The organism is Stenotrophomonas sp. STEN008 (assembly GCF_056760435.1).
On the sequence record NZ_JBRRET010000042.1, the window covers coordinates 1 to 25,689 of the forward strand.

Annotated in this window: 21 protein-coding genes; 5 read left to right on the forward strand and 16 right to left on the reverse strand. The window is 65.8% G+C overall.

What is annotated here, in order from left to right; translation table 11 throughout:
• Nucleotides 1-148: 148 nt before the first annotated feature.
• From ACVOME_RS16070 to rfbB, 6 genes are all read right to left on the reverse strand, one after another.
• Entirely contained in the window at nucleotides 149-781 is a 633-nt protein-coding gene (locus ACVOME_RS16070) for a CoA transferase subunit B (protein WP_065175345.1), read from the reverse strand.
• Between the two features lies 1 nt (nucleotide 782).
• Nucleotides 783-1,514 (reverse strand): CoA transferase subunit A, encoded by a 732-nt coding sequence (locus ACVOME_RS16075; RefSeq protein WP_053516964.1) that lies wholly within the window; start codon nucleotides 1,512-1,514, stop codon nucleotides 783-785.
• A gap of 90 nt (nucleotides 1,515-1,604) precedes the next feature.
• Nucleotides 1,605-2,504: a dTDP-4-dehydrorhamnose reductase gene (gene rfbD, locus ACVOME_RS16080; RefSeq protein WP_478053422.1), complete on the reverse strand. Its 900-nt coding sequence runs from the start codon at nucleotides 2,502-2,504 to the stop codon at nucleotides 1,605-1,607.
• Nucleotides 2,501-3,058 carry a dTDP-4-dehydrorhamnose 3,5-epimerase gene (gene rfbC / locus ACVOME_RS16085; protein ID WP_053516966.1) on the reverse strand — a complete coding sequence of 186 codons (558 nt, stop codon included), beginning with the start codon at nucleotides 3,056-3,058 and terminating at the stop codon, nucleotides 2,501-2,503. Before rfbC ends, rfbD begins: the two co-directional genes overlap by 4 nt.
• Nucleotides 3,055-3,942 (reverse strand): glucose-1-phosphate thymidylyltransferase RfbA, encoded by an 888-nt coding sequence (gene rfbA, locus ACVOME_RS16090; protein WP_053516968.1) that lies wholly within the window; start codon nucleotides 3,940-3,942, stop codon nucleotides 3,055-3,057. The genes rfbC and rfbA overlap by 4 nt, the downstream gene beginning before the upstream one ends.
• Before the next feature lie 14 nt (nucleotides 3,943-3,956).
• Nucleotides 3,957-5,012, reverse strand: a complete 1,056-nt coding sequence (gene rfbB, locus ACVOME_RS16095) for a dTDP-glucose 4,6-dehydratase (RefSeq protein WP_065175347.1) — start codon at nucleotides 5,010-5,012, stop codon at nucleotides 3,957-3,959.
• Nucleotides 5,013-5,271: 259 nt separating this feature from the next.
• Between rfbB and ACVOME_RS16100 the strand changes: the two genes are divergently transcribed.
• The 5 genes from ACVOME_RS16100 (at nucleotide 5,272) to ACVOME_RS16120 (ending at nucleotide 11,319) form a co-directional block, all read left to right on the forward strand.
• Entirely contained in the window at nucleotides 5,272-6,018 is a 747-nt protein-coding gene (locus tag ACVOME_RS16100) for an electron transfer flavoprotein subunit beta/FixA family protein (RefSeq protein ID WP_053516970.1), read from the forward strand.
• Nucleotides 6,018-6,959, forward strand: a complete 942-nt coding sequence (locus ACVOME_RS16105) for an electron transfer flavoprotein subunit alpha/FixB family protein (RefSeq protein ID WP_065182502.1) — start codon at nucleotides 6,018-6,020, stop codon at nucleotides 6,957-6,959. Before ACVOME_RS16100 ends, ACVOME_RS16105 begins: the two co-directional genes overlap by 1 nt.
• Before the next feature lie 143 nt (nucleotides 6,960-7,102).
• The gene (locus ACVOME_RS16110) at nucleotides 7,103-8,461 is read left to right on the forward strand and encodes a phosphohexomutase domain-containing protein (protein ID WP_053516973.1); all 1,359 of its coding nucleotides are present in this window, start codon (nucleotides 7,103-7,105) and stop codon (nucleotides 8,459-8,461) included.
• Between the two features lie 14 nt (nucleotides 8,462-8,475).
• Nucleotides 8,476-9,885 (forward strand): mannose-1-phosphate guanylyltransferase/mannose-6-phosphate isomerase, encoded by a 1,410-nt coding sequence (locus ACVOME_RS16115; RefSeq protein WP_065175349.1) that lies wholly within the window; start codon nucleotides 8,476-8,478, stop codon nucleotides 9,883-9,885.
• Between the two features lie 3 nt (nucleotides 9,886-9,888).
• A complete protein-coding gene (locus ACVOME_RS16120; protein ID WP_262218483.1) occupies nucleotides 9,889-11,319 on the forward strand; it encodes a UbiA family prenyltransferase in 1,431 nt (476 codons plus the stop codon).
• A 109-nt stretch (nucleotides 11,320-11,428) separates the two neighbouring features.
• On the opposite strand, the gene ACVOME_RS16125 is transcribed toward ACVOME_RS16120, so the two are convergent.
• From ACVOME_RS16125 to ACVOME_RS16170, 10 genes are all read right to left on the reverse strand, one after another.
• Nucleotides 11,429-12,565: a glycosyltransferase family 4 protein gene (locus ACVOME_RS16125; protein WP_164152893.1), complete on the reverse strand. Its 1,137-nt coding sequence runs from the start codon at nucleotides 12,563-12,565 to the stop codon at nucleotides 11,429-11,431.
• A 2-nt stretch (nucleotides 12,566-12,567) separates the two neighbouring features.
• Nucleotides 12,568-12,915: an EamA family transporter gene (locus tag ACVOME_RS16130; RefSeq protein ID WP_053516976.1), complete on the reverse strand. Its 348-nt coding sequence runs from the start codon at nucleotides 12,913-12,915 to the stop codon at nucleotides 12,568-12,570.
• A 61-nt stretch (nucleotides 12,916-12,976) separates the two neighbouring features.
• Nucleotides 12,977-15,175, reverse strand: a complete 2,199-nt coding sequence (locus tag ACVOME_RS16135) for a hypothetical protein (RefSeq protein WP_481505281.1) — start codon at nucleotides 15,173-15,175, stop codon at nucleotides 12,977-12,979.
• Between the two features lie 94 nt (nucleotides 15,176-15,269).
• On the reverse strand, nucleotides 15,270-16,172 hold the full coding sequence (locus tag ACVOME_RS16140; RefSeq protein ID WP_481505282.1) for a GDP-mannose 4,6-dehydratase: 903 nt from the start codon (nucleotides 16,170-16,172) through the stop codon (nucleotides 15,270-15,272).
• Nucleotides 16,156-17,190: a GDP-mannose 4,6-dehydratase gene (gmd, locus tag ACVOME_RS16145; RefSeq protein WP_053516980.1), complete on the reverse strand. Its 1,035-nt coding sequence runs from the start codon at nucleotides 17,188-17,190 to the stop codon at nucleotides 16,156-16,158. The genes ACVOME_RS16140 and gmd overlap by 17 nt, the downstream gene beginning before the upstream one ends.
• Nucleotides 17,187-20,867, reverse strand: a complete 3,681-nt coding sequence (locus ACVOME_RS16150; RefSeq protein ID WP_481505283.1) for a glycosyltransferase — start codon at nucleotides 20,865-20,867, stop codon at nucleotides 17,187-17,189. Before ACVOME_RS16150 ends, gmd begins: the two co-directional genes overlap by 4 nt.
• Nucleotides 20,864-22,285: an FkbM family methyltransferase gene (locus tag ACVOME_RS16155; RefSeq protein ID WP_053516982.1), complete on the reverse strand. Its 1,422-nt coding sequence runs from the start codon at nucleotides 22,283-22,285 to the stop codon at nucleotides 20,864-20,866. Before ACVOME_RS16155 ends, ACVOME_RS16150 begins: the two co-directional genes overlap by 4 nt.
• 9 nt (nucleotides 22,286-22,294) lie before the next feature.
• Nucleotides 22,295-23,557 (reverse strand): ABC transporter ATP-binding protein, encoded by a 1,263-nt coding sequence (locus ACVOME_RS16160; protein WP_053516984.1) that lies wholly within the window; start codon nucleotides 23,555-23,557, stop codon nucleotides 22,295-22,297.
• Nucleotides 23,554-24,348, reverse strand: a complete 795-nt coding sequence (locus ACVOME_RS16165) for an ABC transporter permease (RefSeq protein ID WP_111186692.1) — start codon at nucleotides 24,346-24,348, stop codon at nucleotides 23,554-23,556. Before ACVOME_RS16165 ends, ACVOME_RS16160 begins: the two co-directional genes overlap by 4 nt.
• A gap of 37 nt (nucleotides 24,349-24,385) precedes the next feature.
• Nucleotides 24,386-25,684, reverse strand: a complete 1,299-nt coding sequence (locus ACVOME_RS16170; RefSeq protein WP_231108685.1) for a glycosyltransferase family 4 protein — start codon at nucleotides 25,682-25,684, stop codon at nucleotides 24,386-24,388.
• Nucleotides 25,685-25,689: the final 5 nt, after the last annotated feature.

Consider the following 25,689-nt stretch of genomic DNA (forward strand, 5'->3'; position numbering starts at 1 on the left):
CCCAATAACCGGCGCGGGCGCCCCCTCGTTGTTTTGGGGGTGGGGGGGGGGGGGGGGGGGGGGCGGCCGGGGGCGCGGCGGGTGGGGCGCCCCCCCCCCCCTTTTGGTTTTTTGGGGGGGGGGCCCCCCCCCCCCCCCCCCGCCGGACTCAGGCACGCCGGAACGGCACGCCGGTCTTTTCCTTCAGTTCGTCCTCGTCAACCCCCGGCGCGGTCTCCACCAGCACCAGACCGGCATCGGTCACGTCGAACACAGCCAGATCGGTGATGATGCGGTCGACCACGCCCACGCCGGTCAACGGCAGCGTGCATTCGGCCAGCACCTTGTGCTCGCCGTTCTTCGCGGTGTGCTCCATCAGCACCACCACGCGCTGCACGCCGGCCACCAGGTCCATCGCGCCGCCCATGCCCTTGACCATCTTGCCGGGCACCATCCAGTTCGCCAGATCGCCCTTGTCGGTCACCTGCATCGCGCCAAGAATGGCCAGGTTGATGTGGCCGCCACGGATCATGGCGAAACTGTCATGGCTGCCGAAGTAGCTGGCACCGGCGCGCGCGGTCACGGTCTGCTTGCCGGCGTTGATCAGGTCGGCATCGACCTCGGCTTCGGTCGGGAACGGGCCGATGCCAAGCAGGCCGTTCTCGGATTGCAGCCACACGTCCACGCCTTCGGGAATGTGGTTGGCGACCAGGGTCGGCAGGCCGATGCCCAGGTTCACATAGGCACCGTCGGTCAGTTCACGGGCGGCGCGGGCCGCCATCTCATCGCGGGTCCACGCCATGTCAGTTGCCCTCCGCACGCACGGTGCGCTGCTCGATTCGCTTTTCAGGATGCGCGTTGTGCACTATGCGATGCACATAGATCCCCGGCAGATGCACCTGGTCCGGATCAATCGCACCGACCGGCACCACCTCTTCCACTTCGGCGATGCACACCTTGCCGGCCATCGCGCAGGCCGGATTGAAATTGCGCGCGGTCTTGCGGAACACCAGGTTGCCGGCTTCGTCGGCCTTCCACGCCTTCACCAGGGCAACGTCGGCACGCAGCGCGGTTTCCAGCACATAGTGCCTGCCGTCGAATTCGCGGGTCTCCTTGCCTTCGGCCACCACCGTGCCGTAGCCGGTGGCAGTGAAGAAGGCAGGAATTCCGGCGCCGCCGGCACGCAGGCGCTCGGCCAGGGTGCCCTGTGGATTGAATTCCAGCTCCAGCTCACCGGCCAGGAACTGGCGCTCGAACTCCTTGTTCTCGCCCACGTACGACGAAATCATCCTGCTGATCTGGCGTGTTTCCAGCAGCTGGCCCAGGCCGAAGCCATCGACACCGGCATTGTTGGAGATCACGGTCAGGCCCTTGACTCCACTGTCGCGCAAGGCTGCGATCAGTGCCTCGGGTATGCCACACAGGCCGAAGCCGCCGACGGCCAGCGTCTGGCCATCGGCGACCACGCCCTCCAGCGCCTGGGCCGCGCTGGCATAGCGCTTGCTGCGCTTGCCGCCGGTATTGGACTTGTCCATCGCTTTGCTGTCCCACACGGTAAGGATGCCCGCATTCTAGCGGCACACCCGCATCCGGCTGGGATGCGCCGCAGCAATTGCGGCGTGCCCTCAGCCGCGCGCGATCGCGGCCATGACCTGCTTCAGGCCGTCCTGCCACGGCGGCAGCACGATGCCCAGCGCCTGCTGCAGGGCGCTGTTGTCCAGCACCGACCAGGCCGGCCGCCGCGCCGGGGTCGGATACTCGGCACCCGGAATCGCTTCAACCACCGGCACCCTGTGCAGGACACCGGTTGCCAGCGCTTCGGCGAAGATCGCTTCAGCGAAGCCGTGCCAGCTGGTCTGGCCACTGGCGGTGAGGTGCCAGGTACCGGAGAGCGCGGCAGGATGCTGCAGCGCGAGCGCGGTGACATCGGCGATCAGCGCAGCCGGCGTCGGCGTGCCGATCTGGTCGGCCACCACACGCAGATGGTCGCGCTCTGCGCCCAGGCGCAGCATCGTGCGCAGGAAGTTCGCGCCGTGCTCGGCATACACCCATGCGGTACGGAAGATCAGGTGGCGGCCACCGGCAGCGCGCACGGCGTCTTCGCCATCGCGCTTGCTGGTGCCATACACACCCAGCGGCGCGGTCGGCTCGTCCTCGCGATAGGGCGCGGAACCTTCGCCGTCGAACACGTAGTCGGTGGAGTAATGCACGAACGGCACGCCCTGCGCCTGGCACCAGCGCGCGATCACCCCCGGGGCCTGCGCATTGGCGGCGAAGGCGGCCTCGATGTCCTGCTCGGCGCGATCCACGGCGGTATAGGCCGCCGCATTGACCACCACCGATGGCTGCACGCGATCCAGCAGCGCCGGCAGGCTCGCGGGCTGGCCGAAGTCCGCCGTCTCGCAGGGGCTGCCATCAGGCAGCCGGCCACTGCGGGTGGTGGCGACCACCGGCCCCAACGGCGCCAGCGCGCGCAGCAGCTCCTGGCCGACCTGGCCGTTGCCACCCAGCACGAGAACCGTCATGGCGCGAAGACCGGCAGACGTTCCTCGGCGATGTCCTTCAGGAACGGCGCATGTTCGTCCTTGGGCGAGAGCGTCGGCGCGCCCACCGGCCAGTCCACTGCGATGTCCGCGTCGTTCCAGCGCACTCCGGCATCGGCTTCCTTCACGTACACATCGGTACACAGGTAGTGGAACAGCGCGGTGTCGGACAGCACGGCAAATCCGTGCGCGAAGCCTTCCGGAATCCAGAACTGGCGCTTGTTCTGCGCGCTCAGCACCACTGCTTCCCACTGGCCGAAGGTGGGCGATCCGCGGCGGATATCGACGGCCACGTCGTACACCTCGCCTTCCAGCACGCTCACCAGCTTGCCCTGCGGTCGCGGCCACTGGTAATGCAGGCCGCGCAGCACGCCCTTGCTCGATGAGGAGACATTGCTCTGCACGAAGCGGTCGGGCAGGCCCAGCTGGCCGAATCGCGCCGCATTCCAGCCTTCGAAGAAGAAGCCGCGCTCGTCACCAAACACCGCCGGTTCAATCACCACGCATCCCGGCAACCGGGTTTCAATCACTTTCACGGAACCACTCCACGCAATGCGAGTGTGTGCAGGTACTGGCCGTAGCCATTCTTGATCAACGGGGCAGCCAGCGCTTCCAGCTGCTCGGCATTGATCCAGCCCTGCCCGAACGCCACTTCTTCCGGACAGCAGACCTGCAGGCCCTGGCGCGTCTGGATGGTCTCGATGAAGTTGGACGCTTCCAGCAGCGACTGGTGAGTGCCGGTATCCAGCCATGCATAGCCACGCCCCAGCGCCTCCAGATGCAGGCTGCCCGCACCGAGATAGCGCTGGTTGAGATCGGTGATTTCCAGCTCGCCGCGCGGCGAAGGCCTCAGCTCGGCCGCATAATCGCTGGCGTTGCCATCATAGAAATACAGGCCGGTGACCGCGTAGTTGGAACGCGGGTTCTGCGGCTTTTCGACCAGGCCGACAACCCGGCCGTCCTTGTCGAATTCGGCCACGCCGTAACGCTCGGGATCGTTGACCCAGTAGCCGAACACGGTCGCGCCATCGGTGCGGGCGTCGGCCCGCCGGAGCACGTCGCGCAGGCCGTGGCCATGGAAGATGTTGTCGCCGAGGACCAGGCAGCTGGGCTTGCCGGCGACGAACTCGCGGCCGATCAGATACGCCTGCGCCAGCCCATCCGGACTGGGCTGCACGGCGTACTGGATGTCCATGCCCCATTGCGAGCCATCACCCAGCAGCTGCTGGAACAGGGCCTGCTCATGCGGGGTGTTGATGATCAGCACTTCCCGGATGCCGGCCAGCATCAGCACGCTGAGCGGGTAGTAGATCATCGGCTTGTCGTACACGGGCAACAGCTGCTTGCTGACGCCCTTGGTGATCGGATACAGCCGGGTGCCGGTTCCGCCGGCGAGGATGATGCCCTTGCGCTGGGTCATGACGTCTCCTGGGTTCAGGCCGTAGTGCCGATGCGCTGCAGGCGGTAGCTGCCGTCAAGCACGCCCTCGACCCAGTCCTGGTTCTCCAGGTACCAGTCAACAGTGAAGGCGATGCCCTGCTCGAACGTGTGCGCCGGCTGCCAGCCCAATTCGTTCTTCAGCTTGCTGGCATCGATCGCATAGCGACGGTCATGGCCGGGGCGATCGGCCACATGGGTGATCTGGCTGCTGCGCGGCTGCCCGTCAGCGCGCGGACGGCGCTGGTCCAGCAAAGCGCAGATCGCATGCACCACCTCGATGTTCTGCCGTTCCGAATTGCCGCCCACATTGTAGGTCTCGCCCACCCGGCCCTTGGCCAGCACGGTGCGGATCGCCTCGCAGTGATCGGACACGAACAGCCAGTCACGCACCTGCCTGCCGTCGCCGTAGACCGGCAGCGGTTCGCCGGCCAGCGCCTTGGCGATCACCAGCGGGATGAGCTTCTCCGGGAAGTGGTAGGGGCCGTAGTTGTTGGAGCAGTTGGTGGTCAGCACCGGCAGCCCGTAGGTGTGGTGGAACGCACGCACCAGGTGATCGGACGCGGCCTTGGACGCCGAGTACGGCGAGTTCGGCGCGTACGGGGTGGTCTCGCTGAACGCGCCGGTCTCGCCCAGCGTGCCGTACACCTCGTCGGTGGACACATGCAGGAAGCGGAACGCTGCGCCGCGCTCGGCCGGCAACGCCTTCCAGTAGTCGCGCACCGCTTCGAGCAGGCCCAGGGTCCCCACCACATTGGTCTGGATGAAGGCCCCGGGGCCATCGATGGAGCGGTCGACGTGGCTCTCGGCCGCGAAGTTCAGCACCGCATCGGGCTGATGCTCGGCGAGCAGGCGGGCGACCCGCTCACGGTCGCCGATGTCGCCGTGCACGAACACGTGGTCCGGATTACCTTCCAGGCTGGACAGCGTCTGCAGGTTGCCGGCATAGGTCAGTGCATCGAGGTTGACGACCTTGACGCCACGGGCCACGGCCTCGAGGACGAAATTGCCGCCAATGAACCCGGCGCCGCCGGTGACAATCCAAGTTGGCACTACCCGTTACTCCTGTTCGATCAAGGCTCCCGCGCCGCCTGGCAGTCGGGTGCAGCGCAGCAGGATACATCGGGCCCACCTTTACCACTGCCTCTGACGGGTGAACAGAGCCCCTTCCCTGAGAGAGCATTAGTGCGCCGCAGCACAACCATACGCATTCGCATGGTTGCCCCAAGCCAGCTAGAATCGGGATCCCACCCCCGAACCGGTTGCTGTCAGGACCGGACGTTCTCCCTGTTACTGAAGGACCCCGTACCAGATGAAAATCCTCGTCGCATACAAGCGCGTGGTGGACTACAACGTCCGCATTCAGGTCAAGCCGGACGGTTCCGGCGTGGTCACCGACGGCGTCAAGCTGTCTCCCAATCCTTTCGATGAAATCGCCCTGGAAGAAGCCCTGCGCCTGCGCGACAAGGGCATCGCCACGGAGGTGGTGGTGGCCACCATCGCCCCGGCCGACGCCCAGGCGCATCTGCGCAACGGCCTGGCCATGGGCGCCAACCGTGCCGTGCACGTGGTCACCGACCAGGCCATCCAGCCGCTGACCGCCGCGCGCACCCTGCTCAAGCTGGTCGAGAAGGAGCAGCCGGACCTGGTTATCCTCGGCAAGCAGGCCATCGACGATGACGCCAACCAGACCGGGCAGATGCTGGCCACGCTCTGGGGCCGCCCGCAGGCGACCTTCGCCAGCAAGCTGGACATCGCCGATGGCAAGGCCACGGTGACCCGTGAGGTCGACGCCGGCCTGGAAACACTGGAAGTGGATCTGCCGGCGGTCGTCACCACCGACCTGCGCCTGAACGAGCCGCGCTTCATCAAGCTGCCGGACATCATGAAGGCCAAGGCCAAGCCGCTGGAAACCCTGCAGCTGGCCGACCTCGGCGTTGAAGCCGCCGACACCTTCAAGACCACCCGGTACGCTGCGCCGTCCAAGCGCAGCAAGGGTGTAATGGTCAAGGACGCGGCCGAACTGGTGGCCGCACTCAAGCAGAAGGGGTTGCTGTAATGAGCAAGATTCTCGTCATCGCCGAGCACCACGACGGCAAGCTCAACGCCGCCACCGCCAAGACCGTCAGCGCCGCCGCTGCCATCAGCGGTGCCAGCATCGACGTGCTGGTGCTGGCCGCCGATCCGACGGCCGTCGCCGCCGAGGCCGCCAGGATCGCCGGCGTCGCCAAGGTCCTGACCGTGGCCAACGCCGCCAACGCACAGGCCCTGGCCCAGGTGCTGGCGCCGCAGATCGCACAGCTGGCCAAGGGCTACAGCCACGTGTTCGGCCCGTCCACCACCTTCGGAAAGGACCTGATGCCGTGCGTGGCCGCCCTGCTGGGCGTCAACCAGGTCTCCGACCTGATGGCCGTGGAAGGCAGCCACACCTTCAAGCGCCCGATCTACGCCGGTAACGCCATCATCACTGTGGAAGCCCCGGCCGACCAGGTCGTGGTCGCCACCGTGCGTGCCGCGTCGTGGCCGGAAGCCGCGCAGGGCGGCAGCGCTGCCATCGAAGCGGCCAGCGTCGATGCGGCACTGCCGACCCACACCCGCTTCGTCGGCCTGGCCGCCGGTGCCAGCGACCGTCCGGACCTGCAGAGCGCCAAGCGCGTGGTCTCCGGTGGCCGTGGTGTCGGCTCGGAAGAGAACTTCAAGGTCGTCTTCCAGCTGGCCGACAAGCTCGGTGCCGCCGTCGGCGCCTCGCGCGCCGCCGTCGATGCCGGCTACGTGCCCAGCGACCTGCAGGTCGGCCAGACCGGCAAGATCATCGCGCCGGAGCTGTACGTGGCCGTCGGCATCAGCGGTGCGATCCAGCACCTGACCGGCATCAAGGATGCCGGCACGATCGTGGCGATCAACAAGGACGGCGATGCGCCGATCTTCGAGATTGCCGATATCGGCCTGGTCGGGGATCTGTTCACGATCCTGCCCGAACTCGAGGCCGCGCTGGGCTGAGCGCCCGCCCGGGGTGCCGCGTAATCAACAGGTTACGCGGCATTCCCTTCCTTCTGGGGCCCGCAGGGACGCTGGCCTGGCTCACCCGTCCTTGCAGTGCCTGTCGCTATAATCCGGGGTCAACCCGTGTAAGGACTGCATCGATGACGCTCCCGTGTTTCAAGGCCTATGACATCCGTGGCCGCGTTCCGGATGAACTGGATGAACGCCTTGCCCGCCGCATCGGCGCCGGCACTGCCGCGTTGCTGGGCCCGGGACCGGTGGTGGTGGGACACGATATCCGCCTGAGCAGCCCCGCCCTCCTGCAGGCCGCCATCGAAGGCCTTACCGCCAGCGGCCGCGATGTCATCGACATCGGCATGTGCGGTACCGAGGAGGTCTATTTCCAGACCTTCCACCGCAAGGCCGCCGGCGGCATCATGGTCACCGCCAGCCACAACCCGATGGACTACAACGGGATGAAGCTGGTGCGCGAGGAGTCCAAGCCGATCAGCGGCGATACCGGCCTGTTCGACATCCGCGACTTCGCCGCCTCGGAGGCGCCGCTGGGAACCGGCCAGGGCGAGGTCCGCCAGGACACCGACAAGTCCGCCTACATCCAGCACCTGCTCGGCTACGTCGACGTGGCCGGCCTGAAGCCGCTGAAGATCGTCACCAACCCCGGCAACGGTGGCGCTGGCCTGGTGATCGACGAACTGGCGCCGCACCTGCCGTTCGAGTTCATCCGCATCCAGCACGAGGCCGATGGCAGTTTCCCGAATGGCATCCCCAATCCGCTGCTGCCGGAGAACCGTGCGGCAACGCGCGATGCCGTGCGCGCGCACGGTGCCGATTTCGGCATCGCCTGGGACGGCGATTTCGATCGCTGCTTCTTCTTCGACGCCGACGGCAACTTCATCGAGGGCTACTACCTGGTCGGGCTGCTGGCGACGGCGCTGCTGGCCCGCCAGGCGGGCGGCAAGATCATCCACGACCCGCGCCTGACCTGGAACACCGTGGAAATGGTCGAGCAGGCCGGCGGCGTGCCGATCATGAGCAAGACCGGGCATGCGTTCATCAAGGAGCGCATGCGTGCCGAAGATGCCATCTACGGCGGCGAGATGAGCGCCCACCATTACTTCCGCGAGTTCGCCTACTGCGACTCGGGCATGATCCCGTGGCTGCTGATCGCGCAGCTGGTTTCCACGACCGGCAAGTCACTGGGCGAGCTGGTGGCCGATCGCATGAAGGCCTATCCGTGCAGCGGCGAGATCAACTTCCGTGTTGACGATGCCAAGGCGACCGTGGCGCGCGTGCTGGCGCATTTCCAGCAACAGCAGCCGGTACTGGACCATACCGATGGCGTCAGTGCGGATTTCGCCGACTGGCGCTTCAACCTGCGCAGCTCCAACACCGAGCCGCTGCTGCGCCTGAACATCGAAACCCGTGGCGATGACGCCCTGCTGCGCGAACGCATCGCCGAGCTGACCGCCCTGATCGGCGGCACGCCGGCAAACCATTAACCGAAGGACGCACCATGAATCCCATCGTTCCCGTCATTCTTTCCGGCGGCTCTGGCACGCGTCTGTGGCCGCTGTCGCGCGAAGCGTATCCGAAGCAGTTCCTGCCGCTGGTCGGCAACGACACGATGCTGCAGGCGACCTGGAAGCGCGTTGCGTCGATTGCCGGCGCGGCACCGATCGTAGTCGCCAACCAGGAACACCGTTTCATGGCGGCCGAGCAGCTGCGCGAATGCAAGGTGCTGCCGCAGGCGCTGATCCTCGAGCCGGTCGGCCGCAACACCGCGCCGGCGATCGCCATCGCCGCGCTGCAGGCACTGTCGGCCGGCGATGACGCGCTGCTGCTGGTGCTGCCGTCGGACCACGTGGTCCGCAACGAGGCGGCGTTCCATGCCGCGGTCAAGCAGGCCGCCGTCGCGGCCGAATCCGGCAAGCTGGTCACCTTCGGCATCGTGCCGACGGCGCCGGAGACCGGCTACGGCTACATCAAGGCCGCCACGGGTGAAGGCGTGCGTGCCGTCGACCGCTTCGTCGAGAAGCCCGACCTGGCTACCGCCGAACAGTACGTGGCATCCGGCGAGTACTTCTGGAACAGCGGCATGTTCCTGTTCAAGGCCTCGCGCTACCTGAAGGAACTGGAGACGCTGCAGCCGGCGATCCTCGCCGCCTGCCGCAATGCGCTCGACAAGGCCGCACGCGACAACGACTTCATCCGCCTCGACGCCGAGGCCTTCGCTGCCAGCCCGAACGACTCGATCGACTACGCGGTGATGGAAAAGACCGCCGATGCCGCCGTGGTGCCGCTCGACGCGGAATGGAATGACGTCGGCTCGTGGTCGGCATTGTGGGAAGTGTCCGACAAGGATGCCGACGGCAACGCCTGCCATGGCGATGTCATCGCCCTGGACTGCAAGGACAGCTATGCCTATGGCAACCGCCTGATCGCGATGGTCGGCCTGCAGGACGTGGTGGTCGTGGAGACCGACGACGCCGTGTTCGTCGGCCACAAGGACCGCGTGCAGGACGTCAAGGAGATTGTCGGCCGGATCAAGCGCGAGGGCCGCAGTGAAGCTGCCGCGCACCGCAAGGTGTACCGTCCGTGGGGCGCCTACGATTCCATCGACAACGGCGACCGCTTCCAGGTCAAGCGCATCACCGTCAAGCCGGGCGCGACCCTGAGCCTGCAGATGCATCACCACCGCGCCGAGCACTGGATCGTGGTCAGCGGCACGGCCGAGGTGACCCGGGGCGACGAGGTCATCCTGCTGTCGGAAAACCAGAGCACGTACATCCCGTTGGGCGTCACCCACCGCCTGAAGAACCCGGGCAAGCTGCCGCTGGAGTTGATCGAAGTGCAGTCGGGCAGCTACCTGGGCGAGGACGATATCGTTCGTTTCGAAGACCAGTACGGCCGCGCGGGAGGCTGATCGGTGAGTGCTTCGGGTGCCGGCCGTTCGAGGCCGTTGTGTGTTGATCTGGACGGCACCCTGCTGCGCAGTGACCTGTTGTACGAGACCTTCCTGAGGATGCTGGCACGGCAGCCCTGGATGCTGTTCGTGCTGCCGTTCTGGCTGCTGCGTGGCAAGGCGCACCTGAAGCACCAGCTGGCGGTGCACGGTGCCGGCGATCCGGCACTGCTGCCGTACGACCCGCGCGTGGTCGAACTGCTGCGGACCAGCAGTGATCGCAGGCGGGTCCTGTGCACGGCATCCGACGCCGCACTGGTGGAGCCGATCGCGCGCCATCTGGGCGTGTTCGACGACGTGTTCTGCAGCGATGGACACACCAATCTTGCCGGGCATCGCAAGGCCGATCTGCTGGTGAAGGCGTTCGGCGAGCGCGGTTTCGACTACATGGGCAACGCGCGGGTTGATCTGGCCATCTGGAAGCACGCGCATTCGGCCTGGGTGGTCAACGCCGGTGCCGGTGTCGCCCGCGCTGCGGCGCACTGTTCGGAGCTTGCCGCACACTGGCCCCGCGAAGGCGGCGGCCCACGCGCCTGGCTCAAGGCGATGCGTGTCCACCAGTGGCTGAAGAACGTGCTGGTGTTCGTGCCATTGCTGGCGAGTCATCGTTTCCTGGAGCTGGAGACCACGCTCAACGCGGTGCTGGCGTTCATCGCCTTCGGGCTGTGCGCATCCGGCGTGTATCTGTTCAATGACCTGCTGGACCTCGACTCGGACCGGCAGCATCCGCGCAAGCGCAAGCGCCCGTTCGCCTGTGGCCGGCTGGATCTGCGTTCGGGGCTGCTGGCCACGCCGGTACTGACCCTGGCCGGCTTCCTGCTGGCGGCCATTGTCGCCCCTGCATTCCTGCTGGTACTGGCCATCTATTTCTGCCTCACCCTGGCCTATTCCCTGCGGATGAAGCAGGTGGTGATGATCGATGTGGTGATGCTGGCCGCGCTCTACACCATCCGCATCGTCGGCGGTGCCGCGGCAATCGACGTCACGCTTTCGTTCTGGCTGCTGACCTTCTCGATGTTCATCTTCCTCAGCCTGGCCATGCTCAAGCGCTACACCGAACTGCGCATGACGCTGGCCAGCGGCAAGGAGAAGCCCAGCGGGCGTGGCTACCACGTCGAGGACCTGGGACTGGTACAGGCCCTGGGTACCGCGTCGGGCATGGCGTCGGTACTGGTGCTGTGCCTGTACATCAACGCGCCGGAAAGCCAGGAGCTCTACGGGCATCCGCTGTTCCTGTGGCTGCTGTGCCCGGTCCTGCTCTACTGGATCTGCCGCACCTGGCTGCTGGCCCACCGTGGACAAATGCACGACGACCCGGTCGTGTTCGCAGTGAAGGATCCCGGCAGCCTGATCACGGTGCTGGTGGGTGGCCTGTCGGTACTGGCGGCGATCTGAATCAGGCACATCACGGCTGCGCCACCGGCGCGCAGCCCGTCATTCGAGCGCGGGGAATGACGGTGCCAGCGCTGCCCGCAGGCAGCGCTGGCAACCCGGCCAGGTGGGATCAGGCCGGACGCTCGGACCCGGTACGATCCAGCAGCATGGCTTCCTGCAGGTCGTAGAAGCGCCGCAGCGGATAGGCCTGCAGTGCCTGTGCGCGTACCTCGGCACGGCTTGCCGCATCGCGGCTGGCCATCAGGCGCAGCATCGCTGCCGCCAGTGCCGGTGCATCGCCGACCGGCACCACTTCGCCATTGCCGGTGTTCTGCACGATGGTGCGCACGCCCGGCAGGTTCGACGCGATCACCCGTGAACCACTGAGCATCGCCTCCAGCTGCACCATGCCGAACGCTTCATAGCGGTTGACGCTGGGCAGTACCAGCACATCGAGCTGCGCATAGAACGCCTGCAGTTCCTGTTCGCTGACGCGACCGCGCACGTCGACCGCATCCCCCAGCGCGGCGATGCTGCCGTGGATGGCATCCATGATGCCGCCGCCGGCGATGTTGTGGGTATCCCCGACCAGCACCAGGCGGACACGGTCGCCATGCAGGGCATGGACCTGGCTGAAGGCCTCCAGCAGGACGGGCAGGCCTTTCTCGGCGACGAAGCGGCCCACGAAACCAAAGCGGAACACCCCGTCGGTACTCGCCGGGCGATCCTGCCAGGGCATCGCCTTCATCGGCGCCAGCACTTCATGCTGCTTGTGACGGATACCGGACAACCAGGCCGATGAGCTCGCGTAATCGTGGGTGAGCACCCCGACATCACGGGCGCGCCGCGTGGCCAGCCAGCAGGACACACGGGTCACGTTCACCGCCAGCCGGTCCAGCAGTCCACCCACCACGGCCATGTCGCACTGGTAGTTCACCACCAGCTTGCGGGCCGGGACCAGCAATGACAGCAGGCCCGATTCCAGCATCGGCATATGCAGGTTGACCACATCATGCTGCCGCGCCAGTCGGCGGAACCAGGTGATGAACTTCCAGCTCAGGACGCCTTTGTGCATGCGGGCGAACACCGGTGCGCGCACCACGCGCACGCCGTTGATGGTCTCTTCCACCGGCAGGGATGCATCGTGCTGGGTGGTGAGCACGGTGACCTCGTGGCGATGGGACAGGTCCTCGGCAAGCATCCGCGCGAATTCAGTCACCCCGCTCATGTAGGGCGTGTAGTAGGTCAGGACGATCAGGATCTTCATGCTCAGCTCGCGCTCACCAGTACCACGCCCAGCACGATCAGGCCGATGCCGGCCATGCGCAGTGGGCCGATGTGCTCGCCCAGGAACAGCACGGCAAGCACCGGTGTCACCACGTAGGTCAGGGCGATCATCGGCTGCAGCTTGGTCAGTGGCATGTACTTGAGCAGCACCACCCACGACACCAGCGGGATCATCTGCAGGATGAAGCCGGTCACCAGTGGCAGGTTGAACGCAGACGACAGCATGGGCAGGAGGCCGTCGGAATAGGTGACACGCCCCGCCCCGACCTTCAGCAGGACGGTTCCACAGGCGCCGAGGATGACCAGGCCGAAGACGATCAGGAGTTGCATGGGAGACCTCTTGCGCCGTGGCCGTGGCCCGACGCTGTTCGATGGATGATTGCGAAGACCGTCATTCTGCCGGCTCGGCAGGCACGCCGCAGCTGATGCGGGCGTGGGACACGTTGGCGAACAGAGGCCGGGGATCGGTTGATAGACCCAACGCCTGCGGCGACGCAACCGGCCAATCCGGCGCGAGGACGACCACCGAGCTGCCGCCGGCCAGCGACAAACTGACCTCGCCCTGGTGCCCGTCGACGGTTGCTGCTTCCACACCGTTGACGGTCACATGGATACGTCCCTCGGCGGGTGGCTGCAGCAGATCCAGATCAACCTGCAGTCGTGCGCCCGCACATCCTTTGGGCACGAAGGTTTCAAGGCTGAAGGCGCCGCGGGTCCAGCAGTGATCCTGTTCGCAGGTGTGCCAGCCCGTACCCGCCTGGGCCAGCGGCAACTGACCGGACTGCAGCGAGAACAATGCGAATGTGGGATCTTCCAGGAGCGGGGCAGTACCCGGCGGCAGCGCTGGGCCCGTCCCGGGCTGCCTGAGTACCAGCAGCCAATCGGGTGATTCGGCACCGCGCAGGCTGTCATTGAACAGGGCATCGCTGTACCCCACCGGAGCGTCGCCACGGTCGGCAATGCGCGCGCGCACCCCGCGCCGATGCAGCTCCAGCACAGCAAAGTCCTGCTTGACGTAGCGCTCCGGCCCGTTGACCCCGGACGTGTCGATGACAACCTCATCGCCCTTCTGCGGCAGCCTGATCGCTTCCGAGAGGGCATGGGTGATACCCGAAGGCACATGCGAGACCAGGATCGATCGCGAACGCACGGCGTAGGCCGCCGACAGCGCCCCCAGCGTCGCCATCAGCAGCAGTACCACACCTGTGCGGCCGCGACGGCGCGCATGGCGCAGCAGAAGCCAGCTCAACAGCGCCACCCATGCCGGCCCGAGCACCTGCACCAGCTTGTGCTCGCCGTACTGATAGCCATGGCTCTGCACATAGGCAACCAGCACCATGCTGGCTGCCAGCAAGCCGACGAAGAACCGCCAGCGTCCTTCCCGGATGGAAAGCCATGCAGTGGACGCCATCAGCACCAGCCCGAGCATGATGGCTTCCGGATTCACGGCAGGTTCGCCGGTCATCAACAGGCCGGCGAAGGGAGCCGACAGCCACCAACCCCAGAAGGGCTGCCGGATGTACCAGCTGGGCCACGACGACTGCGCGACGATGCCACTGACCTGGGCATAGGATGCCATCAGCTCGGGCAGCATCCGGTTGAGGACGATCGCGCAGGCCAGCATCGCCAGCAGGCCGCCCAGCAGGAACACCCGCCAGGAACGCAGCCACATGGCCGTCACCAGTACGGCCAGGGCCACGATCATGCACGCATGCACCGCCGCTTCGCCGTATGCCATGCCGGTACAGCCCGCGGCTGCACCCAGCATGATCCACTTTGCACCCAGCGACTGCATCGGCGTAAGTGCCCACAGCACGATCATCATCAGCAGGGCGCCCGCCATCGCCGTACCGATGTTCTCGTTGACCACCGCAAGCATCATGCCGGTACCCAGCATGCACAGCACCGCCAGCAGGAAGGCCACCGCGGTTCCCCGCGGCCAGCGACGCGCGCCGCCGAAGCGGCCTGCCATCGAGGGCAGCATGCCGAGCACCGGGAACAGTGCGGCGGTGCCGATCATCGCCCGCACCTGGTTTGGGCCTGCCTCCGGCACGAAGCTGGACGCCAGTGCCAACAGGCTGTACGCCCCATTGCGCTGCACGATGCAGCCGTTGCCGATGAACTGCATGCCCTGACCGCATTGCCCCAGCGCCCACTCGCGGGCCACCGTGGCCTGCTCGACCCAGAGCGGGTGTTGCATGGCCCATTTGGCACCGCCGTAGAAGAACACCAGATCATGGTTGGTGCCTTCAAGCATCCACAGATGCCGGGAGGCGAACATGAGATTCCACCATGCGACCAGCAGAACGCCCGCAAGCAGACTGATCGTGAACGCCCAGATCGACGCATGGGCGAGCGGATCGGCGAAGCCACGGCGAAGCGCCATGAGGGCTCCCACGGCCCCGCTGATCAGGAAACAGGGAAACACCACGTAGCCGGGCAGCCACGCATTGGCATTCATCAACAGAGCCAGTACGCACACGCTCGCAAGCAGCAACGCCTGGACCGGCCCGATCCGCCGCAGATGCGGGCTCACGCGGATGCCGGCGACGGCCAGCAGAGTCGAGCTGCCGATGACAGCAAGACACATCGCCAATACCGGCGCAATCAGTTGCCAGACATAATGCACTGCGTGTTCTCCCTGCACTGAAGGCGGGATCCGCCGAAGCGGACCCCGCGCTCTTTCAGGCCTCCGCGCGGGCCTGGTACATCCAACGAAGCGTCTCGCCCAGATCGAAGTCCGGCAATGAGCCGACCGCGGCCCGCAGCTTGCCGTTGTCACCACGCAGCGACTTGACCTCGTTGGCGCGGACGAAGGCGGGATTCACTTTCACTTCGATGTCGCGGCCGGAGATGCCACGCATGCGTTCGATGACCTCATGCAGCGAATGCTCCTGGCCGGAGCAGACGTTGTAGGTCTGGCCATTGCCCGGTAGTGCCAGCAGGCCTTCGTAGGCAGCGGCCACGCCCCGCACGTCATTGAAATCGCGCGAGACATCGGTGTTGCCCAGCTCGATCACATCGGCACCGCGGCGGAAGTGCGCCACGATCTTCGGAATCAGGAACTTCTCGTCCTGGCCCACGCCGGTGTAGTTGAATGGACGCACCAGGGTCAGCGGAAGCTGATCGATCCACAGCGCCGCCATGGCCTCCATCGCCATCTTGCTGATCGCGTAGTCGTTCTGCGGCGAAAGCGGCGCCTGCTCGTCGAGCACGCCGGACGCGTTGCCGTAGACATTGGCACTGCTGGCCAGCAGTACATTGCTCGGCGCCTCGTCCAGAGACGCCAGCGCTTCCAGCAGATTGCGCGTACCCACCACGTTGACCCGGTAGATCTCGTCGGCATCACCGTGGGCGACGAACGAGATCGCAGCCAGATGGACCACGCGCTGCGGACGCACTCTGGCGACGTGCTGCTTGAGCGCAGCACGGTCGAGCAGATTGACCGACGTTGCGGTGTCGCCGGAATGCAGATCATGCACATCGCAACCGGCAGCACGCAGGCGCTCGATCACGTAGCGCCCGGTGAACCCGGACGCCCCCGTGACCAGCACGCGCTGGCCTGACAACTCAGAACGAGAAGCCACGCTCGTTCCTCTTGAGGTCAGCCTCGACCATCATCTGGCACAGCTGTTCCAGGCTGGTCTGCGGCTTCCAGCCAAGGATGCGCTCGGCCTTTTCCGGGTTGCCGATCAGCAGATCGACTTCGGCCGGGCGGTGGAACTTCGGATTGATGCGCATCACGGTCTTGCCGGTGGCGGTGTCCACCGCGACTTCGTCCACGTCCTTGCCCTTGAACTCGACATCGATGCCGGCGCCCTTGAACGCCATCGCCACGAAGTCGCGCACGGTCTCGGTACGGTTGGTGGCCAGCACGAAGGTGTCCGGCTGCTCGGCCTGCAGCATGCGCCACATGCCTTCCACGTATTCCTTGGCGAAGCCCCAGTCACGCTTGGCGTCCAGGTTGCCCAGTTCCAGGACGTCCAGCTGGCCCAGCTTGATCTTGGCAACCGAGTCGGTGATCTTGCGGGTCACGAACTCGCGCCCGCGCAGCGGGCTTTCGTGGTTGAACAGGATGCCGCTGGAACCGAAGATGTCGTAGCTCTCGCGGTAGTTGACAGTGATCCAGTGCGCGTAGAGCTTGGCCACGCCGTACGGGCTGCGCGGGTAGAACGGGGTGTCCTCCACCTGCGGCACGGCCTGCACCTTGCCGAACATTTCCGAGGTCGACGCCTGGTAGAAGCGGATCTTCGGATTGACCAGGCGGATCGCTTCCAGCAGGTTCAGTGCACCCACACCGGTGATCTGCGCGGTGGTGGTCGGCTGGTCGAAGCTGACGCCGACGAAGCTCTGTGCGGCCAGGTTGTAGATCTCGTCCGGCTGGATCTTCTGCACCATCGCCAGCGACGTGCCGAGGTCGGTCAGGTCGTACTCCACCAGGTGCAGGTTCGGGTGGTTGGTCACGCCCAGCTCATCCAGGCGCCAGAAATTGACCGAGCTGGTGCGGCGGTAGGTGCCGTGCACTTCATAGCCCTTCTCCAGCAGCAGCTGGGTGAGATAGGCGCCGTCCTGACCCGTGATGCCTGTGATGATTGCCTTCTTCATTGCTTCTCGTCCTGATGATTGAGTGTATTTGCAGCCAGAACCTGCCGACGCGTGCGGAGGATCTGTCGAGCCATGGAGTCCAGACGGCGGGCCAGCGCAGGATACCGGTGTTCGGCGCGCCATTGTGCGGCACGCTGCTGCACTTCGGCCAACACTGGATCGCCGTCACGGCTGGCACGCAGCAGTTGCCGCAGACCGGCCGCAAGATCGGCCGGGGAGGTCCCGGGCAGACGGTGAACGACGTCGCCGACGTTGTCGAAGATCGCCAGCGGCGTGACGGCCACCGGGCGGCCTGAGGCCAGCCCGTAGCGGACTGCCGCGCTGGAGGATTCGCCGGTGCCCTGGTATGGGAACACCACCACATCGGCCTGCACCAGCTCCTGCATGCTCTCCTGGTCACGCAGGAAACGGGTCACCATCCGCACACGCGACTGCAGGCCGTGCTGCACGACGCGCGCCACCGCCTGGTCGATCTGCTGCCGCGAGACATCCACCGGATACTCGGCATTGATCATCGCCAGTTCGACGTCCACGCCCTGGGCGACCATCAACGCAACAGCGTCGATCAGTTCCAGCAACCCCTTGTGCGGCAGGAAGAAACCGTAGGAAACGACGCGCAGGCGTGCGCCCGTGTTTGCCGCCGCCGGCTCAGCCGGTTCCAGGATGCCGTGCGGGAACATCGCGGTGTTGCGCTCCACGCCGATGTCCTTGAGACGGTTGAGGTCGTGTATGGAGTGCACCAGCACGCGATCGCAGCCGGCCAGTGCCGGCCCCAGGTCGCGCAGCCGCTTGCGCGGATTCTCCGCGGCATCAACGGTTGCATGCATCATCACGATCAGGCCCCTGCCGGCCGCCTGCTGCCGCTCAAGGAAGGCCGAGAACGCGGGGAAGTCAAAGAAGCCGTACTGGAACTGGATGATCAGCGTGTCCAGCTTCAGGCGCTCGATCTGCTGTTCCAGCCGCTCGAGCATGTCGCCTTCGCCCTGCCGCCAGCAGCGGACAACCTCTGGCCCATCGCGGAACGTGCGGTCATCGGCCTCGGCCGCCAGGATCGCCACCGGCGTTCCGCCGCTCTCCACGAGATAGCTGGCGTAACTGGCCACGCCGCAGCGCGTATTCCAGGTCGTGATCCAGCCGACGCGCGCATCGGGCAGCGTCGGCTGCGCCGCGAACGCGCGTACGTCCTGCTCCAGTCTCCGCGCGGCATCGGACCACGTGAAGCGCGACTTCAGAAGTCGCCGCGCGGCCTCGACCTTGTCCCGCACACGCGCCGGATCGGCGCCGTGCACCTCACGCATTGCGGCGGCCAGCGCGTCGACATCGGGTTCGGCCCAGACCGAATTGCGCAGATTGAAGTGGGTCTGCGCCGGAACGAAGCGGTAATCCACCATCCAGGCGGTTTCTTCGCTGCAGAAATCCAGCTGCCCCCCCCAGTTGGTGGTGATCACCGGCAGGCCGCCCAGCATCGCTTCGGCCAATGGCAGGCCAAAGCCTTCAGCCCGGCTCGGCGCCAGCAGCGCGTTGCAGCTCGCGTACAGATGCTTGAGCTGGGCGTCGCTCACGTCCTCCTCGATGATGTGCACGTCCGGATAATCCGGGTTGTCGCGGCGTGCGTCAGCCAGCCAGCGATGCACTTCATTGTGTGGATTGGCGAAGGTCTTGATGACGAGGCTGACATCGTCGGCGGCGCTGAACGCCTTGCCATAGGCCAGAAGCATCGCGTCCACGCCCTTGCGCGGGAAGCACGAGGACACGTGGAGGAAGCGGAACCCCCTGCCCGGCACCGGATAGGTCGCATCGGCAACAATCTGCTCCCAGTGATCCACGCCGTTCCAGCAGACGCCAAGGGGAACCGACACGCCGTTATCCACCATGATCTTCTCGACATGATGCGAAACGCAGGAGATCCCCTGCAGGCTGTCATTGAACTCCTCGACCCACTCCTGCGGAAAACCGCTCTCCTCCCAGGGATAGGCGTGCAGCAGATTCATCCTTGCGCGTGCATCGGCAACCCGTGGCGGATACAGCAGCCGGCTGGTCACATCGGCCTGGTCGGCCGGGATCGCGGCCACGGCAGCATGCAGCGCCGCCACGCGCGGATTGCGCGCAAGGAACTGCGGTGACGGATCGAAATCACCCGGGCCCTCGGTCGAATGCAGACCCACGCGGTGGCCACGATCGGCCAATGCTTCCGCGAGGCAACGGTTCACCAGGGCCAGGCTGTAGCTGCTGTCGAATGGCCCTTCCACGCGCCAAGACAGCGATGCGGGCAGCTCACCGCCGCGTGCGAGCGCCTCGTTGGCCGCCATTCCGGAGGAGATCAGCGCTGCCGCCTGCTGCAGTTCGAAGGGTTCCGGCTCGCAGCCGACGTCCAGCCCACCCACCGCCTGGACCAGGGTGCGGTAGCCGGCGTCGAGTGCAGGCGACGCGGCGACCCAGCGGCGATCGCGTGGCTCACGACGCGATGCGACCGCTTCCATGGCCTGCAGCGCGGCCTTGGCCGAATTGTCCCACGAGAACTTCGCCGCCTGTCGGGGAGCATGGGCACGCAGGGAATCGGCGAATGCGGTGTCAGTCAGGACGTTCTGCATGGAGCGGGCGATCGAAGCAGGCTCCGTTGGATCGAACAACGCATCTTCACGACCGATCACCTCGGGGATGCTGGTCGTGCCTGAGCCAATGGTCGGTGCTCCGCAGGACATGGCCTCCAGCGCGGGCAGGCCAAAGCCTTCATGCAACGAGGGGAACACGAAGGCCGCCGTCGCGCTGTACAGCGCAATCAGCTCTTCGTCGGTGATATAGCCGGTGAACACCACCTGGTTGCTGACGCCGAGCTGCGCTGCCAGCGCATCGAAATTGCGGCGGTCGTGCTCGGACACTTTGCCGGCGATGACCAGCTGCGTCGACGCACGTACGGCAGGATCCATCAGGGAGAATGCCCGCAGCAGACCCTCTGCATTCTTGCGCGGCTCCATTGCCCCGCTGTACATCACGTAGCGGCCACGCAGGCCGAAGCGCTCGCGGAACAGGGTCTGCTCGCGTTCGCCGATGACCATCGGCACGAAGTGCGGCGAGATTGCCGAGGAGATGTTGACCACACGCGCCGGATCGATATCCAACGCCTGCAATGCCTCCTGCCGCGCGTGCTGGGAGATCGACAGCAGCAGGTCGGCGCGCTTGAGCGACTCGACCTTGTCCATGTACCAGGACCGGACCCAGTCCGATGCCAGATAGACGTCGGGATTGAGCAGCGGAATCAGGTCATAAAGGGTCAGCGCAGTCGCCGCCCGTACGCCCGGCAACTTGCCGATCGAGCCGACCGCACCGCCCTGGGAACCTTCGAACAGGCTGGATACGTGGATGAAGTCGGGCTGGAGGCCATCCAGGAACGCTTCCCACATCAGCTCGGATGCACCACGCCGCCACGCATCCGCGGCGTTCGGCCAGCCTACCCGGCTGAAGGTATCGAACTGACGGATCCGTTCCTGCGGGACCAGGCCATCCAGGGCCTGGCGGATGTCGCCGATGCCATCGGGGAAGGTGCCGTTGACCGCCACCCAGATCTCATGGTCGCCCGCATTGCGGGCCATCGCTTGCGCCAGCGAGGTCGAATAGCGCCCGATGCCCCGGAATCGGCTCTCGGTCTGTGCACCCTGCAGGTCAATCAGCACTCTCATCGGGCAGCCCTTTCATTCCTTGAACGCTTCAGGTCTTCCAGCACGCGCCGGGCCCGTCGATCCAGATGGACGACAGTGACTTCGTGCTCGTTGCCCTCCATTGCAGCCAATCGCGCCCGCTCGATCTCGAACAGCTGTTCGCTGATGGCGATCTTCTGCAGGCGCTGGTGAAGGAAGGGAATGCGCGTAACCAGGGGCTTGGCCAGGCGTCGCAGCCACGGTGCGGCCATGGCGACCTTCAGCGCGCGCACGACCGCCGGCCGCAGCGCACGTTTCATGCGGCCCAGCACGCTGGACGACAGGCGTCGGCGCACTGCCCGGAACGGCCGCGTGAGCTGCCACGAACGGCTGCGTTCGATCGCATCCAGCTGCGCGCGCAGCTGCTCATGCGCCAACCACCAACGATGGGCCTCGTGCTTGCCCTTGGTGACCTGCTCAGTCAGCTCGTGCAGTTCGGTCAGCGCCTTCCTGTCGAGCAGGCTGCGCTCACGCTCATGCTTGCTCACCAGTTCCCGCTGGGCCACTGCCATCGCACGGACCGCGCCTTCGTGCTCGCTGCGCAGCCTTTCCATTGCCCGGGCGTTGTGCTCGGTTGCCTCGGCGGATTCTTCCTGCGCCCGCTGCAGTGCCGCGTCCAGATCCTGGATCCGCTCGTTCAATTCGACCTCGCGTCGATCCGCCAGCGTCTGCAGTTCGTGATAGGCCAGGTTGATCTGCGAGCAGAACTGCGAGCCCGAACTCAGACTGAAATCATCGAACACATTGGGTCCGCTCTCGAATGCCGCATCCAGTTCGGGATGCTGCGCACTGGCGTAGAACCGGTTGAGGCCGTCGAAATAGACGAACCGGTACCCCTTGTCGAGCAGGATCGGTTCCCAGTTCTGGTGGGATTGTTCCGAACTCAGCGGACGCGTGCTTTCCACCACGACCAGCCAGGGCAAGCGGGTATCGCGCTGCCAGCCGCGCAGCACCAGTTCCTCTGCGCCCTCGACGTCGACCTTCAACCAGTGGATGTCAGTGGCTGGCACCTGCTCCAGCACGGTGTCCAGCGTCAGCGCCGGCACACGCACGTCGGAGACGTTGAAGCCCGCCTCCCGATGTTCGGCAGCGATGGCCGGATCCGTGGTGCTCAGGCCGGTATCGGCGATGTTGAAGAACTGCAGTATCCCGGGTTGATCGCTTACGGCAACCTGCAGCACCACCTCATCCGGCCGGCGATCGCGCAGCAGGTTGGCATACTGCGGCGTGGGCTCCACGTGCACGCCGCGCCAGCCATGCTCGTAGAACATCCGGCTTACCGAGTCGGTGTCGGGGCTCTGTGCGCCCACATCGACATAGCAGCCATTGACCACATGTGACAGCGCGCGCCAGAGCATGACGTCTTCGAAATTCTGCGCGTAGGAAATCAGCTTTGACATGGTTGTCCGTCAGTCCGCCTGCACACCATCGGCCGATGCGCGGCTGCGTTCGACGCTGAAGGCAGCATCAAGCCAGTTCGATCCGATGAACGTGGTCCTGTCGGCATTCATCACGTCGAACACCAGCAGGTTGTCCACCCACTCGAAGTTGTCGACCATGTGCGTTTCGGTGCTGACCAGCGCCGGCGACACCGAGTAGGAACCCGGGCCCAGCGTACAGGTGAAGTCCAGGTGGTAGACCACCTGTTCTCCGCCCCGTACATCTCGCTGGACCTGACCGGTATGCCAGGTATTGCTGCCCCAGATGATGTGGCCCTGCTTGTCGCGCAGCATGAACCCCAGTACCAGGCTGGGCAGGTCGGCACTGACCTGTGCCTTCAGTTCAAGCCGGAGCTTCTGGCCAACGGTTGCCAGCTTGACCTCCTGGCTGCTTTCGCCATCGAGCAGTCGCAGCGATTCCACGCGGGCCTGGCCGGTCCCGCTCCGGGTAGTCACCCAGCCGGATTTGCCACGGCGCTGCTCGACCGCAAGCGTCTCGTTTTCCTTCTTCGCGATCAGCGCGTTGTAGAAATCGATGACCTCGTCCGGCTCGCCATCCTTCAGCACTCGTCCCTTGTCCAGCAGGATCGCGCGGTCGCACAGTGCCTTCACGTCGCTGAGGCTGTGCGAGACCAGCATGATCGACGTGCCCTCCTCGCGGAAGCGACGCATGCGGTCGAAGCTCTTGTGCTGGAAGTAGCTGTCGCCGACCGACAGGGCCTCGTCGACGATCAGCAGGTCCGGGGTGAATGCAGTGGCGACGGCAAACGCCACGCGCACCTGCATGCCGCTGGAATAGGTACGCACGGGCTGGTCGAAGTACTCGCCCACTTCGGCGAAGGCCTCGATCTCCGGCATCGCGGCTTCGATCTGCTCCTGCGAGTAGCCCATCAGGCCTGCGGAGTGGAACGCGTTCTGGCGACCGGTGAGGTCGGGGTTGAAGCCCATGCCCAGCTCGAGAATCGCCGCAACGCGGCCGGTCCGCGTCACCTGGCCCTCGGTGGGCTGGGCGGTTCCGGTGATGAGCTTGAGCAGGGTGCTCTTGCCCGCGCCGTTCTGGCCGATCACGCCCACGGCTTCGCCGGGCGCGATGGTGAAAGACACATTGCGCAGCACCCAGTTCTCTTCCTTGGGCCGCGTCGGCACACCGAACCAGCGGGCCGCGCGCAGCCACTCACTCGTCCAGACACGATACGCCTTGCCGACGTTGTCGACCTTCAGTTCACCACTCATAGCGCATCCACCATTTCCGGGCTGGCACGACGGAACATCACCAGCGAAGCCAATGCCAGCACCACCGTGGCGATCATCAGCCACAACAGGTCACCCCAGACCGGCGGCTTGTCGAACAGCAGCACGTTCTGGTAGCTGGTAACCAGCGGCAGCAACGGGTTGAGCCGGAAGATGGCCTGCACGCGCTCGGGCAGGATGGTGATGTGGTAGACGATGGGGGTCAGCCAGAACAATGCCTGCAGGACCACCGGGACGACCTGGCCGATATCGCGCATGAACACGTTGAGCACGCCCAGCAGCAGGCCCAGCGCCATCGAGAAACTCAGCGTCAGCAGCATCAGCGCCGGCAGCCACAGGGCCTCGGCCGTGGGCATGTGGCCCATCACCGCGAACACCGCGAAGATCGCCACCAGCAGCAGCACGTTGTTGACCAGCATCGTGCCACCGGCGATGAACGGCAGGCAGATGCGGGGGAACGACATCTTCTTCATCAGGTTGCCGCTGTCGACGAACAGGTTCACCGACTTGCCGATGGTCTCGGAGAACATCGTCCAGCACAGGGTGCCGGACATCAGGTACAGCGCGTAACCGTACTTGTCATCGATGCCCGGCAGCTTGGCGGCCAGCACCTCGGACAGGATCGTGGCGAAGATCAACACCTGCATCAGCGGGTGGATGATCATCCACAGGGCGCCCAGGCGGCTGCGGATGAAGCGCAGCCGCAGCTCGTTCTTGATCGAGGAAAAAATGAAATAGCGGTAGTTCCACAGGGCTTTCAGCATACCCAGCATGTCGAATCCTCGTGCCCGGTGGTGGTGGTTCTTGGGTTCATCGGTCGTGTCGTTCCAAAGACTGCAATCGAGCGCGCATGGCCGTTGCGGCGGCCTGCAGGCTCATGGTTTCCAGGATGTCGCTGCGTGCCTGCGCGCCGATCTGCTGCGCCAGGCCCGGTTCACGGGCGAGCCGGCGCATCCACGCTGCCGCGGCCGGCACGTCGGCCTCGGCCCAGGTGCCGCCATCGGCGAAGGGATACTCCCCCGGGCGGATCGGCACCGTGCGGAACGGCACCAGGCAGCTGTTGCCCTCGTTCATGAAATCGAGATTGCCCGACCAGGCGGTGGCGATCACCGGCTTGCCACGGGCCATGCTCTCGGCCAGTCCGAGCCCCAGCCCTTCCGCGCGGTGCAGCGAGACATAGGCATCGGCAGTTTCCTGCAATGCGTGCAGCTGCGCATCGTCGAGCACCTGGTCGCGTACCAGGATGCGCGGATCGCCGGCAGCCTGCTGCATCAGCTCGCGCAGCCGCTGCGGATGGCGGAAGCCGTTGCTGCACTTCATCACCAGCTGCACGTTGTCCGGTGCGCCATCGAAGGCCGCGCGGAACGCCGCCAGCACCGCCCACGGATTCTTGCGGTGGATCGACGAATTGAAGTCGAAGCTGCACAGGAACACGAAGGCGTCGTCGTCCAGGCCGAAGCTGGACCGGGACAGGTCCGCGCCGGGCTGCGGCACGATCGGATGCGGAATGCGCACCACCGGCTTGCCGGTCGCGCGCCGGAAGGCATCCTCGACGAAGCGGGTGGAGACCCAGACTTCGTCGACCTGCTCCAGCGTTCGCTGCCATGCGGCCGGCACGGTATCCAGCTCCCAGAACCAGAACGCGATGGTGTAGGTATCGCGCGGCAGGCGGGGCGCCAGTTCACCGAACAGGTCCGGATTCACGAATACCAGGTTGAAGGGATAGGGCGCGCCCCGTCCGAGCTGGCCGGACAGGCTGTGGTCATTGCACGCATGCGGGATGCGGAGGGCGGCATCGTTCACCGCAACCGGATATCCCTCACCCAGCAGGGCCCGGGCATACATCCGTGCCGTCTGCCCCAGGCCGAACTGGCCGTGGATGTAGCCGTACAGATTGACGCCGGGCCCCAGGGTGGGATCTGTCGGCGGGAAGACCAGCGCTTCACCGCGCGCGTCGCCAGCGGCCGGTGCGGGCAGCGTGGGGAAACGTGCCTGCTCCAGTCCGCGGGCAAGCCACCAACGGCGCAGCCCGCCCAGGCGGGCGCGCAGGGCGTGGACGATGCGACGTGGCGCCCGCCTCCCTCCCCTGCTTTCGTCGTTGCTGGCCATGGTGC